This is a genomic window from Bradyrhizobium sp. 33ap4 (assembly GCF_032654765.1).
Classification (GTDB): Bacteria; Pseudomonadota; Alphaproteobacteria; order Rhizobiales; family Xanthobacteraceae; genus Bradyrhizobium; species Bradyrhizobium australafricanum.
This window is the reverse complement of the sequence record NZ_JAUMTJ010000015.1, coordinates 82,246-95,974: the sequence shown is the minus strand read 5'-3', so window position 1 is coordinate 95,974 and position 13,729 is coordinate 82,246. Positions and strand designations below refer to the sequence as shown.

The window sequence follows — 13,729 nt, the reverse complement described above, 5'->3', positions numbered from 1 at the left end:
CGCGAACTAGCGCGGCTTTTCCCCGGGGCCGTGGGCGTGGATCGCCAGCGCATGCACCGAGCCGGCGAGTTCCTGCGCCAGCGTCGCATTTATCATGCGATGGCGTTCGATCCGGCTCTTCCCTTCGAAGGCCGGAGACACAATATATACCCGAAAGTGCGTCTCCCCGCCTGGCCTGTGGCCGGCGTGGCCCTCATGCAGATGTGACTCGTCGACGACGTCGAGGCTTTCCGGCAAGAAAGCTTCACGCAACTTGTTTATGATAACGTCTTTGGTGCTCATGGCGGCGGAGTTAGGTTCGCGACAGCTTTTCGTCAATGGTGCAAGCGGGAAACGAGGTCCGCGCAATGTCAAGACTTGAAGATTTGTGCATTGCGTAGTCAAAGAGAACATGCCGATCGATTCATCAAAATTCTTCGACTCCATTCGCATCAAGCCGACCAAGGTCAGTGCGAAGCGCCAGGCGCAGGCCGGCGAGCAGGCCGTGACCTGCGAGTGGGCGGGTTGCCAGAACAAGGGCGCGCATCGCGCCCCGAAAGGCCGCGAGAATTCACGCGAGTATTGGCACTTCTGTCTCGACCACGTCCGTGAATACAACCAGTCCTACAATTTCTTCCAGGGTATGAACCCTGACGACGTCGCGCGCTACCAGAAGGACGCGCTGACCGGCCACCGTCCGACCTGGAAGATGGGCGCCAACAACGGCAAGAAGGGCGAGAGCGGTCTCGATGCCGCCTCCGATCCGTTCCACGTATTCTCCGAGCTCAACGGCCGCGGCCGCTGGCGCCCCGGACCCGGTGGCGCGGAGCCCAAGCCCGAGACCCGCAAGGTGATGAACGCCGAGCGCAAGGCGCTGCAGGTGATGGGGCTCGGGGCCGAGGCGACGCTCGAAGACGTCAAGTCGAAGTACAAGGCGCTGGTCAAGCAGCACCACCCCGACGCCAATGGCGGCGACCGCTCCACCGAGGATCGCCTGATCGAGATCATCAAGGCGTACAATTATCTGAAGACCGTGGTGCGCGAGGCCTGAAGTCTCTCGTCCTCGTCGCCCCTGCCTAGTGCGCAGTTGCGCACGGAGCTGGGGCCCATAACCACCGGCCGTTATCGTTTGCACAAGATGTCTGCCCGATTGCCCCATCGATGGGCCGCGGCGTGTGGGTCTCGGCCTTCGCCGGGACGACGGCGGAGTGTGTGGCTCCGCCATCGTAAACGTTGATGCGGCTTAGTTCTCACCCCTTCGGCACCGTCCCGACATAGGACGAGCTCGGCCGGATCAGGCGCCCGGTGCGCCGCTGCTCCAGGGCGTGCGCGGTCCAGCCGGCGGCGCGCGCGGTGGCAAAGATCGGCGTGAACGCCTGCCGCGGGATTTCCAGCCCGTCGAGCAGGATCGCGGTGAAGAACTCGACATTGGTCTCGAGCGGCCGCTCCGGATTCTTTTTCCGCAGCGCCTCGCGGATGTAGGCCTCGACCTCGGCGGCAAATGGCAGGTCGGCACCGCTGGCCTCGAGGCGCTCGATCGCGACCTTCAGCACGTCGGCGCGCGGGTCGCGCACGCGATAGACGCGGTGACCAAATCCCATCAGCCGTTCGCCGTGCGCCAGCGCGCCGTCAACCCAAGGCTTGATGCGTTCGCGCGTCCCGATCGCGTCCAGCATTTCGAGCACCGGCTCAGGTGCGCCGCCGTGCAGCGGGCCGGTCAGTGCGCAATAGCCGCCGGTGATCGCCGCGAACAGGTCGGCCTGGGTCGAGGCGATCACCCGCGTGGTGAAGGTCGACGCATTCATCCCGTGGTCGCAAACGGTGACGAGATAGGCGTCGAGCGCTGCGACCTCGCGCGGCTCGACCTTGCGGCCCAGCAGCATCCGCAGCGTGTCGGCGGCGTGGCCGGCATTCGGGTCCGGCGCGATCGGATCGCAGCCCCTGGCGCGCCGGACCAGGGCGCCCGCGATCACCGGGAAGGCGCCGACGATGGTCGCCTCGTGCTCCAGCCCGTTCTCGCCGCGGAGGCCTGCGATCGCGGCCCGGAAGCCGTCGACGATCGACATGCCGCGCGTCGCCGGCAGCAGGTCCGGCAGGCGGGCGAAGGCGCGTTCGCGGGCGGCGCCGAGGCTGGCGCGGACATTGGCTTCACTCAGCGACTTGCCGGTGGCGCCGTTCCACAGCCGCGCCGTGACGCCCTCGAAGCTCGACTTGCCCGCGAGGTCGGCGACGTGCTCGCCGGCGATGATCAATTCGCCGCGCTCGCCGTCGACATGGCTCAACACGGTCTCGGCGGCAGGAACGCCGTCCAGACCGATCTGGCTCTTGGTGAGGTGCATATTCATGGCCTGATCTCCTTGCTTCACCCCTTCAAGGTCAGGCCTCTCGACGAGTTGATCAATCTTGATTATATAAATCAATATGAAAAAATCCGCCGAGCTTTACCTCTCCGCTCGCGAAGCCGCCGCCGAGCTCGCGATCTCGCCGGCGACCCTCTACGCTTATGTCAGCCGCGGGCTGATCCGCTCAGAGCCGTCGCCGGATTCGCGCAGCCACCGCTACCGCGCCGAGGACATCAGGGGGTTGAAGGAGCGCCGCGTGCCGTCGCCCGAGCCGCGGGGCTTCCGTAATTTCGACGCCGACCTGCCGGTGATGGATTCGGCGATCGCGACCATCACCGAGCAAGGCCCGATCTATCGCGGCGTCAACTGCGTCGAGCTCGCCGAGCGCGACACGCTGGAGCACACCGCGACGCTGCTGTGGGATGTCACCGGCGTCGATCCGTTCGCGCCGGACAATTGCCCGCACCTCTCGGACGAAATGCGCGCGATCGCTGAGGCCGCGCGCCGCGCCCAGCCGATCGACCGCACGGTGGCAGTGCTGGCGCTGGCGGCAAGTGCCGATCCCGGCGCCTTCACGCGCGCGCCCGACGGCCGCGCCATGGTCGGCGGCCGCATCCTGCGGCTGCTGGTCGCGACCATGCTGAACGCTGCGCCATCGAACGAGCCGCTGCACGAGCAGGTGGCGCAGGTTTGGACGCCAGGCAACAAGCACGCGCCCGACCTGATCCGCCGCGCGCTGGTGCTGCTCGCCGATCACGAACTGAATGCGTCGACCTTCACCGCACGCTGCGCGGCATCGACCGGGCTCAATCTGTACGACGCTGTCATTGCGGGTCTCGTCGCGCTGAAGGGACCGATGCATGGCGGTGCCGGCGTGCTCGCCTCGCGCCTCGTCAAGACGATGCTCGACAATGACGTTGCGCCGGTGGTTCGTGAGCGGGTCGCGCTTGGCGAACGTTTCGCCGGCTTCGGGCACGGCGTCTACAAGAAGGGCGATCCGCGTGCGATCTCGCTGCTCGAAGCGCTGACGCGGGCCGGCGCGCCGCGCAAATTCACCAGGGAAGTGCCGGAGCGGATCGCGGAAGCGACCGGCGAGTTCGTCAACATCGATTACGCGCTGGCGGTGCTGGTGCATGCGCTGCGGATGCCCGCGGGCAGCGAGCTTGCGCTGTTCGCGATGGCGCGCAGCGTCGGCTGGATCGCGCATGCCAGCGAGCAGCTTCAACTCGGCAAGTTGATCAGGCCTCGCGCGCGCTATGTCGGACCGGCGCCCGGGCGGGCGGGAACGACCAACAGCATCTAGCGCATGATCCGGAAAAGTGGAGACCGGTTTTCCGAGAAGATCATGCGCAAGTGAAAGGAATTATTTCGCCGGCTTGGCCGGTTCGATCAGGCTGCCGCCATGCCGGCGGCGGATGGTCCAGGCGGCCAGCGCCAGGATCACGGCGCCGCCCGCGACCGCAAACATCCAGAGATGCTTGCCGACATGGCCATGATGCGGCAGGCCGGCATAGTCATGCAGCGCGGTGACGGCGAGCACGCCGGGCAGCACATGCGCCGGCGCCCAGAGCAGGATCGCGGGGATGTTGACCGCGTAGAAGCGCGCCGGCGGCATGCCGAGCGCGCCGGCCGTGATCGGCACGAAGGCGCGGATCGGCGGCACGAAGCGGGCGAAGAACACCGCGAGCACGCCCCAGCGGTTGAAGAAGGCCTCGCTCTGCGCCACCACGCGCGGGTAGTTGGAAAGCGGCCAGGCCGACAGTATCTCGCGCTGGCTGCGGTGGCCGATCAGGTAGGCGGTGCCGTCGCCGAGCATCGCGCCGGCGGCCGCCGCGGCGAGCACCGGCAACAGCTTCAATTCGCCGCCCGGCACCAGCGCGCTCAACGCCAGGATGATGGTCGACCCCGGCACCAGGGAGCCGACCACCGGCACCGCCTCCAGCAGGGCGGCCAGAAACAGCGTCAGATAGGCAAGCCAGGCATGGGCCGAAACGAACGCGATCAAAGGGTCAAGGAATGAAGTCACAAAATTCCCATGTGGCGGTGTTATCGATTTGAGAGCTAACAACTCCCCGCCGGGCTGAAAAGTGCCCGGCCCGGGCCGGCCGTCGTGGTGCTGCGGCAAAAGTACGGCGGGATTTGCAGGGCAGCCTTCCAAAAACCGAGTTTCGCTCCTATCTTTATGATAGAACAACGGAACTTTGATTTGCTCGCGGGCTTCTGCCAACCGTTGCTCTCTGCTAGGCTTATGCGAAGCACCCCATCCGCAGCCAAACGATTAATCTGGTTTCGGGAACGCCCGGGACCTCGGAGGATGAATGACGACCGCCGTCCAGACCAAAGCTCAGGAACCCGTCGGCTTGCCCGACATGAAGGTGTCGGTCCGGCAGGTCTTCGGGATCGATAGCGACCTGGAAGTTCCCGCCTATTCCGAAGTCGATCCGCATGTGCCGGAAGTCGACAGCGACTACCGCTTCGACCGCGCCACCACGCTCGCGATCCTCGCGGGCTTTGCCAAGAACCGCCGCGTGATGGTCACCGGCTATCACGGCACCGGCAAGTCCACCCACATCGAGCAGGTTGCGGCCCGCCTCAACTGGCCCTGCGTGCGCGTCAACCTCGACAGCCACATCAGCCGTATCGACCTCGTCGGCAAGGACGCGATCGTGGTCAAGGAAGGCAAGCAGGTCACCGAATTCCGCGACGGCATCCTGCCCTGGGCCCTGCAGCACAATATCGCGCTGGTGTTCGACGAATACGACGCCGGCCGCCCGGACGTGATGTTCGTGATTCAGCGCGTGCTGGAAGTCTCCGGCCGCCTGACGCTGCTCGACCAGAACAAGGTGATCAAGCCGCATCCGGCGTTCCGCCTGTTCTCGACCGCCAACACGGTCGGCCTCGGCGACACCTCGGGCCTCTATCACGGCACCCAGCAGATCAACCAGGGCCAGATGGACCGCTGGTCGATCGTCACCACGCTGAACTACCTCGCCCATGACGAGGAAGTGGAGATCGTGCTGGCGAAGGCGAAGCACTATCGCACCCAGGAAGGCCGCGACATCGTCAACAAGATGGTGCGGCTGGCGGATCTCACCCGCAACGCGTTCGCCAACGGCGACCTGTCGACGGTGATGAGCCCGCGCACGGTGATCACCTGGGCCGAGAACGCCGACATCTTCAGCGATATCGGCTTCGCGTTCCGCGTCACCTTCCTCAACAAGTGTGACGAGCTGGAACGGCCGCTGGTCGCCGAGTTCTACCAGCGCTGCTTCAACGTCGAGCTGCCGGAATCCTCGGTCAACGTGGCGCTCAGCTAGTCCATGCCGAAAATCTCCGTCGAGCGCACAGTCACACAGACGAAGAAAGCGGTGCTCGGCGGATTGCTCCACTACAACAACGAGAAGATGGGGAAGCAGAAGTACAAGCGCTTCGCCATCTCGCCGCGGCAAGGCGACGAGATTGTCGGCGGCATCGTCGGCGAGGTCTGGACCGCGGTGTTGTTCATCCAGTTGTTCTGGATGGAGCAGAAGTTTCGCAACAAGGGCTTTGGCGCGAAGCTGATCAAGGCGATCGAGGACGAGGCGCGGCGCTTCGGAGCGACGCGATCCTATCTGGATACGATGAGCTTCCAGGCGCCGGGCTTCTACCGCGCCAACGGATATAAAGAGTTCGGTTCGATTGAGGGGTATCCCGGCGGCGTAACGCGCCATTGGTTTACGAAATCGCTATGACAACCTCCAACATCAAATTCCGTCCCGGATCCAAGGAAGCGCCGACCGAGCCGTTCAAGCGCTCGGTATCGGCGTGCCTGAAGGCGATCGCCAAGAAGCCGGAGCTCGAGGTCTCCTTCGCCGCCGAGCGCCCGGGGCTCGCGCCCGGCAAGGCGCGGCTGCCGGAGCCGGCGCGCAAGATGACCAAGCGCGATGCGGCGATCGTGCGCGGCCACGCCGATTCGATCGCGCTCAAGATCGCCTGTCACGATCCCAAGGTGCATCGCAAGCTGATGCCGGGTAATCCGCAGGCGCGCGGCGTGTTCGAGGCGGTCGAGCAGGCGCGCGTCGAGGCGATCGGCTCGCGGCGGATGGCGGGCGTTGCGAAGAACCTCACCGCGATGCTCGACGATCATTTCCATCGCGGCAAGTATGACGAGATCACTGATCGCGCCGACGCGCCGCTGTCGGATGCGCTGGCGATGCTGGTGCGCGAGCGTCTCACCGGCATGGCCCCGCCCGCGGCCGCCAAGAAGATGGTCGATCTCTGGCGTCCGACCCTGGAGGACAAGATCGGCTCGCGGCTCGACAAGCTCAGCCGTTTCACCGAGGACCAGGCGAGGTTCGGCGACCTCGTCCATGATCTGCTGTCGGCGCTCGATCTCGGCGACGACCGCAACATGGATTCGGACGATGACGACGACCAGGACGAGAACCAGGACGGCGAGAGCGATCAGTCCGGCGCCGAGGGCTCGCCCGACTCCGATGCCGCGCAGGAGATGAGCGCCGACCAGGCGCAGACGTCAGCGGAAGAGATGAGCGAAAGCGCGATGGAGAGCGCGCAGGCCTCCACGTCTGATACGTTCGACGACGGCGAGCTCGGCGACGACGAGACGCCGGGCGAGGCGACGCGGCCGAATGCGCGCGGACAGAACGAGCCGCGCGGTCCGGAATATCACGCCTTCGCGCCGAAGTTCGACGAGGTGATCGCCGCCGAAGACCTTTGCGATCACGACGAGCTCGAGCGGCTGCGCTCCTATCTCGACAAGCAGCTCGCGCATCTGCAGGGCATCGTGGCGCGGCTCGCCAACCGCTTGCAGCGTCGGCTGATGGCGCAGCAGAACCGGGCCTGGGATTTCGATCTCGAGGAGGGCATCCTCGATCCGGCGCGGCTGTCGCGCGTCGTCACCGATCCCTATCATCCGCTGTCCTTCATGCATGAGAAGGAGGCGACCTTCCGCGACACCGTGGTGACGCTGCTGCTGGATAACTCCGGCTCGATGCGCGGCCGCCCGATCACGGTCGCCGCCACCTGCGCCGACATCCTGGCGCGCACGCTGGAGCGGTGCGGCGTCAAGGTCGAGATCCTCGGCTTCACCACGCGCGCCTGGAAGGGCGGGCAGTCGCGCGAGGCGTGGCTCGCGGCCGGCAAGCCGGCCAATCCGGGCCGCCTCAACGATCTCAGGCACATCATCTACAAGTCGGCTGACGCACCCTGGCGTCGCGCGCGGAAAAACCTCGGGCTGATGATGCGCGAAGGCCTGCTCAAGGAGAACATCGACGGCGAGGCGCTCGACTGGGCGCACAAGCGCTTGCTCGCGCGCCCCGAGCAGCGCCGCATCCTGATGATGATCTCCGACGGCGCGCCGGTCGACGACTCCACGCTGTCGGTCAATCCCGGCAACTATCTCGAGCGGCATCTGCGTCACATCATCGACGAGATCGAGACCCGCTCGCCGGTCGAGCTGATCGCGATCGGCATCGGTCACGACGTGACGCGCTACTATCGCCGCGCCGTGACCATCGTGGACGCCGAAGAGCTTGGCGGCGCCATCACCGAAAAGCTCGCCGAGCTGTTCAGCGAGACCCACGGCTCGGCGCCCGCGCCGGGCATCCGGCGCCGCCTCCACTCGTGAGACATGCGCTCACCCCCTAGCCGCCGCCGTTTCCTCCAGGGTATGGCGGCGGGGCTGTCGGCCGCCGCATTGCCGCGTCTTGCGCAGGCGCAGAGCGCGACCCAGCCGCCGGCAACGCCGAGGCCGGCTGCGAGGCCGAGCCCCTACCGGGTCAACGAACCGGTTTCGATCGACGTCAACGCGCGGCCGCTGCCGTCGTTCGACATCCGCGACCGCGCGCGCACGCGGTTCGGCGCGCTGGAATATCGTAGCGGCCTGATCCTGACCTCGTCGTTCTCCGGCTTCGGCGGCCTCTCCGCGCTACGGCTCGATCCCAAGGGCGAACGCTTCATCGCGGTCAGCGACCAGGGCAGCTGGTTCACCGGCCGCATCGTCTATCGCGGCCGGGAGATGGTCGGGCTCGAGGATGTCGAAGCGGCGCCGCTGCTCGGCGCCGACGGCAGGCCGATCACCGCGACCCGCGGCTGGTATGATTCGGAATCGCTCGCGCTCGACGGCTCGTTCGCCTATGTCGGTCTCGAGCGGGTCAACCAGGTGCTGCGCTTCGATTTCGCCAAGGGCTTTACCCGCTCGCGCGGCGAGGTGATTGCGCTGCCGCCGGCGGCACGCAAGCTTCCCAACAACAAGGGGCTGGAGGGGCTCGTCTTCGTGCCGAAAGGCCAGCCGCTTGCCGGTACGCTGATCGCATTCTCGGAACGCGGGCTCGATGCGAGCGGCAATTTGGTCGCCTTCCTGGTCGGCGGCAAGACGCCGGGCCAGTTCAGCGTCCGTCGCAGCGAGAATTTCGATATCAGCGACGCGGTCCTGCTGCCGTCGGGCGGTCTGTTGATTCTGGAGCGGAAATTCTCCTGGTTCGGCGGCGTCGGCATCCGCATCCGCCGTCTCGCGCTGTCCGATATCGCGCCCGGCGCCGTGGTCGACGGCCCCGCGATCTTCAATGCCGATCTCGGCAACGAGATCGACAATATGGAAGGCATCGACGCCCATGTCACGGAGGAGGGCGAGACCGTGCTGACCATGGTCTCCGACGACAATTTCTCCCTGATCCAGCGCAATCTGCTGCTGCAGTTCACGCTGGTGGACTGAGGGCGCCGGCCCGGAGGGACCCCGTCAGGACATTGCTGATCTGCGCCCCGGCCTGCGCGGCCATCCGGACGGTTGGTGATCGGCCGTGCTGCCTCTATCTTAACCGGGCCCTCTCCCCGATCCCGGATATCCGCCGCATGAGCACCCTGTTCTCCCCGATCGAACTGCGCGACCTGAGACTCTCCAATCGCATCATGGTCTCGCCGATGTGCCAGTATTCGGCCATCGACGGCTCCGCCAACGACTGGCACTTCACCCACATCAACATGCTGGCCCTGTCGGGCGCGGCGATGTTCTGCATCGAGGCCACCCATGTCGAGGATATCGGGCGGATCACGCCCGGCTGCCTCGGTCTTTACAATGACGCCAACGAGGCGGCGCTGAAGCCGATCCTGGCCTCGGTGCGCAAGCATTCGAAAGCGGCGGTCGCCATGCAACTCGCCCATGCCGGCCGCAAGGCGTCGAGCCAGCGCCCCTGGGAGGGCGGGCAGTTGATCCCGATTGCCGAAGGCGGCTGGCAGACGGTCGGACCATCTGACGTCCCGCACAAGGAAGGCGAGGCCGCGCCGGTGGCGCTCGACGACGCCGGCCTGACGCGCATCCGCGAGGCCTTTGTCGCGTCGGCGAAGCGCGCCGACCGGCTCGGCATCGATGCGCTCGAGCTGCACGGCGCGCACGGCTATCTGCTGCACCAGTTCCTGTCGCCGATCGCCAACAAGCGGACCGACCGCTATGGCGGCTCGCTCGAAAACCGCATGCGCTTCCCGCTGGAAGTGTTCGACGCCGTGCGCGCCGTATTCCCGGATCACAAGCCGATCGGCATGCGAGTGTCGGCGACCGACTGGGTCGAGGGCGCCTGGGACCTTGCGCAGACCATCGAGTTTGCCAGGGAGCTGAAGAAGCGCGGCGTCGACTGGATGGATGTCTCCTCCGGCGGCGTCTCGCCGTTGCAGAAGATTGCGCTCGGGCCGGGCTACCAGGTGCCGGCGGCGCTGGCGGTCAAGGAGGCGACCGGCGTTACCACGATGGCGGTCGGCCTGATCACGGAAGCGAAGCAGGCGGAGGAGATCGTCTCGTCCGGCAAGGCCGATATGGTCGCGCTCGCCCGCGGCATGCTCTACGACCCGCGCTGGGGCTGGCACGCTGCCGCCGAGCTCGGCGGCGAGGTGAGCGCACCGCCGCAATACTGGCGCTCGCAGCCCTCGACGCAGAAGGCGCTGTTCGGCAAGACCACGTTCGGGACGCGCTGACAGCGCACCTCGCTTGCGAGGTCACGGCATGGCGGGCCCGAACCAGCGCGTCAGCGCGGCGTCGAGGCCCGTCGTGTCGGCGTCGTCGGCCGCCCAGGCGATGCAGGCATCCGGGCGGATCAGCAGCGAAGCGCCGCTACGTCGCGGCACGCATCGCACGAAGATATCCCAGCGTGCCGCGATCGCTGACGCGGCTCCATCAGTCGCATCGACCAGCACGGCCCTGCCGTCCTCCATCCGATCGAACAGGGTTGTTTCCGCGCCGTCGTCGCCGAGAGCAAAATTGCCGGAGAGCCGGCCGACCGATGGATGGTCGCTGCCGAGATCGTAACGGATCCTGATGCCGCTGATCATTTCGCCGAAATAGCGGGTGCCCTCGTCGAGGCTCATCAGATCAGCGACGATCTCGCGCAGGGCATCAGTCATGACGTCAGGCCGCATCAAGGCGACTTGGGCGCGGGTGTTGGCGAGCACTTTTGCCGCGATCGGATGCCGCTCTTCCGTGTAGCTGTCGAGCAGGCTTTCGGGCATGCGATCGCACACGACCGCCGCAAGCTTCCAGCCGAGATTGACCGCATCGAGCAGGCCGAGATTGAGGCCCTGCCCGCCGAAGGGCGAGTGTACATGCGCCGCATCGCCCGCCAAAAGGACACGGCCCCTGCGATAGCTGTCGGCCTGCCGCGCATTGTCGGTGAAGCGCGTCGCGGTCTTGACGGCGGTGACGCGAACGTCGACGCCGCTGATCCGGCGCAGCGTGGTCTCGACCTCCTCGCGCGTCACCGGCGCGCTGCGATCGGCCGGCGGTCCATCGAACTCGGCCAGGAACACCCGGCCGGGAATCGGTCCATAGGCCATCATGCCGACCGGCGTTCGCCGCCAGCCGACCGGCAGAAGTCGATCCGGATGATCGAGATCGACGATGGCCTGGTGTCCGGTGAGGGTCGGTTCGGTGCCGGGGAATGCGAAGCCTGCGCGCTTGCGCACGGCGCTGCGTCCGCCGTCGCAGCCGACGAGATAGGCCGCGTGCAGCGTGGCATCGCCGGACGCGTCCCTGGTCCGCGCCACGACGCCGTCGCCGCTATCCTCGAAATCGATCAATTCGCAGCCGCGCCTGATCTCGATGCCGAGCGCGTGGGCGCGCCCGGCGAGCATCGTTTCCAGGGCTTGCTGGTTCACCCCGCGCAACCGCCGGTCCGGCTCGCGCTGACGCGTCTGGTCGATCAGGAAAATGCCCGAGAAGTGACCGCCGAATTTCTTGAACGGCAGTTCGCTCGCATCGCCCGCGCCCTTCATGAGCCTGGACATGCTGTCCGCCATGCTGCGTTCGACCGCATTCATCGCGTCGCCGAGGCCGCGGCGCTCCAGTGCCTCGCCTGCCAGCGCGCCGATCGCGCCGGCCTTGATGGTCTGGTCGGGCTCGGTCAGCCGCTCGATCACGATCACGTCGGCGCCGCCCAGGGTCAGTTCGATCGCCAGCAGCAGTCCGGTCGGCCCGGCACCGACCACAACCACATCGGTTCGTTCACGCGTCACGCCGTCACCATAAAATTATACTCAGTATAATATTTATTATGGTACAAATTCCCACATGTCAAATCAGGGCGGGTTGCGGGAGCGGAAGAAGGAGGCGACGCGCCAGGCGATCTCGGATGTCGCCACCGAGCTGTTCCTGGAACGCGGCTTCGACAATGTTTCGGTGGCCGAAGTCGCCGAGGCAGCCGAGGTCTCCCGGATGACGGTGTTCAATTACTTTCCACGCAAGGAAGACCTGTTCTTCGACCGTGAAGAGGAAAGCCGTCAGTTGCTGCGGACTGCCTTTGCCGAGCGTCCGGCCGGCGAGGCGCCGATCGCGACGCTCCGCAAGCTGGTGCACAGCCTGGCGGATCGCGTGCATCCGTTCGCGAAATTCACCGACGCAACGGCGAAATTCTGGCGCACCGTCGCCGAGAGCCCGGCGCTCTCGGCGCGGGCGCGCGAGATGCGTGACGAACTGATCGATGATCTCGCGAGCGTGCTGGCGGCAGCCATCAAGCGCCCGCTCGCCGATGCCGATGCCCGGCTCGCCGCGTCGATGGTGGTCACGGCGCTGACCGTCGCCTATGCGGAAGGGCTTCGCGAGCACAAGGCCCGCAGGTCGGCTGCGACGTCACGCGAGACCTTCCTGCGGATCATGGAGCGAAGCTTTTCCGGTATCGCGATCATGCTGAAGGATACGCCCTACGCATGAATCCCGGCCGAGCCGGATGCGACAAGGCCATTGTTCTGCCGTAGCCGGGGCAGCTACTCTCGAAGCGCGTGCGGAAGACACGCATCGAACAAAGAGAGGAAACCCATGGAACTCGGATACTTCGCGATGCCGTCGCATCCGCCGGAGTGCGGATTGAAGGAGGGCCACGACTGGGACCTGCAGGTGCTGCGCTGGCTCGACGAGCTCGGCTATCAGGAAGCCTGGATCGGCGAGCACCACACCGCACCCTGGGAGCCGCATCCGTCGCCTGATCTGTTGATCGCGCAGGCGTTGCTGCAGACCAAGAACATCCGCATCGGGCCCGGCGGCTTCCTGCTGCCGTATCATCACCCGGCCGAGCTCGCCAACCGCGTCGCGATGCTCGATCACCTCTCGAACGGGCGGCTCAATTTCGGCGTCGCGGCCTCCGGGCTGCCGAGCGACTGGGCGATGTTCAATGTCGACGGCATGTCGGGACAGAACCGCGACATGACCCGCGAGGCGCTCGAGATCATTTTGAAGATGTGGACCGAGCCGGCTCCCTGGACCCACAAGGGTAAGTTCTGGACCGTGACCAAGCCGGACACGATGTTCGACTTCCTCAAGCCGCACATCAAGCCTCAGCAAGCGCCGCATCCGCCGATCGGCGTCGCGGGGCTCTCCAAGAATTCGGATACGCTGAAGCTCGCCGGCGAGCGCGGCTTCATTCCGATGAGCCTCAACCTCAACCCTGCCTATGTCGGCAGCCACTGGGATTCGGTCGAAGCCGGCGCGGCCAAGACCGGCCGCACGCCGAGCCGCAAGGATTGGCGAATGGTGCGCGAGGTATTCGTCGCCGACACCGATGAAGAAGCATGGAAGCTGTCGACCGGCGACATGATGGGCCGAATGATGGGCGAGTACTTCCTGCCGCTGCTCGGCCACTTTGGTTTCAAGGATTACCTGAAGGCCTCGCCCGACGTGCCGGACAGCGACGTCACGGTCGAATATTGCGCGCGCAACAACTGGATCGTCGGCTCGCCCGCGACGGTCACCGAGAAGATCGAGCAGATCTACCAGGAGGTCGGCGGTTTCGGCGTGCTCCTGGTGTTCGGCTTCGACTACAAGCACAAGCCGGAAGCCTGGCACAATTCGCTGCGGCTCCTGAAGCAGGAGGTGCTGCCGCGGCTGAAGCATCTCGACGCCTCGGTCGGCCGCGCGGCGTAGGTTTGGCGGAGAG

At 66.0% G+C, this 13,729-nt stretch carries 13 protein-coding genes; 9 read left to right on the top strand and 4 right to left on the bottom strand.

All coding sequences use genetic code 11. The annotated features are described in order from the left end of the window. Positions 1–6: 6 nt before the first annotated feature. Entirely contained in the window at positions 7–282 is a 276-nt protein-coding gene (locus Q2M23_RS13820) for a BolA family protein (RefSeq protein ID WP_316395885.1), read from the bottom strand. Between the two features lie 109 nt (positions 283–391). Between Q2M23_RS13820 and Q2M23_RS13815 the strand changes: the two genes are divergently transcribed. Next, a complete protein-coding gene (locus Q2M23_RS13815; protein WP_028338207.1) occupies positions 392–1,030 on the top strand; it encodes a J domain-containing protein in 639 nt (212 codons plus the stop codon). 199 nt (positions 1,031–1,229) lie between these two features. Here Q2M23_RS13815 and Q2M23_RS13810 read toward each other — a convergent pair whose 3' ends face one another. Beyond that, entirely contained in the window at positions 1,230–2,324 is a 1,095-nt protein-coding gene (locus tag Q2M23_RS13810) for a citrate synthase/methylcitrate synthase (protein ID WP_316395884.1), read from the bottom strand. A 76-nt stretch (positions 2,325–2,400) separates the two neighbouring features. On the opposite strand from Q2M23_RS13810, the gene Q2M23_RS13805 reads away from it, so the two are divergent. Beyond that, the gene (locus Q2M23_RS13805) at positions 2,401–3,624 is read left to right on the top strand and encodes a citrate/2-methylcitrate synthase (protein ID WP_057015541.1); all 1,224 of its coding nucleotides are present in this window, start codon (positions 2,401–2,403) and stop codon (positions 3,622–3,624) included. Between the two features lie 60 nt (positions 3,625–3,684). Here Q2M23_RS13805 and Q2M23_RS13800 read toward each other — a convergent pair whose 3' ends face one another. Further along, positions 3,685–4,347: a DedA family protein gene (locus Q2M23_RS13800; RefSeq protein WP_316395883.1), complete on the bottom strand. Its 663-nt coding sequence runs from the start codon at positions 4,345–4,347 to the stop codon at positions 3,685–3,687. A 292-nt stretch (positions 4,348–4,639) separates the two neighbouring features. On the opposite strand from Q2M23_RS13800, the gene cobS reads away from it, so the two are divergent. The 5 genes from cobS to Q2M23_RS13775 all read left to right on the top strand — a co-directional run bounded on the left by cobS (position 4,640) and on the right by Q2M23_RS13775 (position 10,283). Beyond that, on the top strand, positions 4,640–5,638 hold the full coding sequence (gene cobS / locus Q2M23_RS13795; RefSeq protein ID WP_057015539.1) for a cobaltochelatase subunit CobS: 999 nt from the start codon (positions 4,640–4,642) through the stop codon (positions 5,636–5,638). 3 nt (positions 5,639–5,641) lie between these two features. Beyond that, positions 5,642–6,052, top strand: coding sequence for a GNAT family N-acetyltransferase (locus tag Q2M23_RS13790; RefSeq protein ID WP_316395882.1), 411 nt, complete (start codon positions 5,642–5,644; stop codon positions 6,050–6,052). Continuing rightward, positions 6,049–7,947 (top strand): cobaltochelatase subunit CobT, encoded by a 1,899-nt coding sequence (gene cobT, locus Q2M23_RS13785; protein ID WP_028343273.1) that lies wholly within the window; start codon positions 6,049–6,051, stop codon positions 7,945–7,947. Before Q2M23_RS13790 ends, cobT begins: the two co-directional genes overlap by 4 nt. A 3-nt stretch (positions 7,948–7,950) precedes the next feature. Continuing rightward, complete coding sequence (locus Q2M23_RS13780) at positions 7,951–9,033, top strand: esterase-like activity of phytase family protein (RefSeq protein WP_316395881.1); 1,083 nt, start codon at positions 7,951–7,953, stop codon at positions 9,031–9,033. A 137-nt stretch (positions 9,034–9,170) separates the two neighbouring features. Then, positions 9,171–10,283, top strand: coding sequence for an NADH:flavin oxidoreductase/NADH oxidase (locus Q2M23_RS13775; protein ID WP_316395880.1), 1,113 nt, complete (start codon positions 9,171–9,173; stop codon positions 10,281–10,283). A 21-nt stretch (positions 10,284–10,304) separates the two neighbouring features. Here Q2M23_RS13775 and Q2M23_RS13770 read toward each other — a convergent pair whose 3' ends face one another. Next, positions 10,305–11,816 carry an FAD-dependent monooxygenase gene (locus Q2M23_RS13770; RefSeq protein WP_316395879.1) on the bottom strand — a complete coding sequence of 504 codons (1,512 nt, stop codon included), beginning with the start codon at positions 11,814–11,816 and terminating at the stop codon, positions 10,305–10,307. A gap of 55 nt (positions 11,817–11,871) precedes the next feature. Between Q2M23_RS13770 and Q2M23_RS13765 the strand changes: the two genes are divergently transcribed. Both Q2M23_RS13765 and Q2M23_RS13760 read left to right on the top strand, forming a co-directional pair. Further along, on the top strand, positions 11,872–12,510 hold the full coding sequence (locus Q2M23_RS13765) for a TetR/AcrR family transcriptional regulator (RefSeq protein ID WP_229190798.1): 639 nt from the start codon (positions 11,872–11,874) through the stop codon (positions 12,508–12,510). 105 nt (positions 12,511–12,615) lie between these two features. Continuing rightward, positions 12,616–13,716 (top strand): LLM class flavin-dependent oxidoreductase, encoded by a 1,101-nt coding sequence (locus Q2M23_RS13760; RefSeq protein WP_057015535.1) that lies wholly within the window; start codon positions 12,616–12,618, stop codon positions 13,714–13,716. Positions 13,717–13,729: the final 13 nt, after the last annotated feature.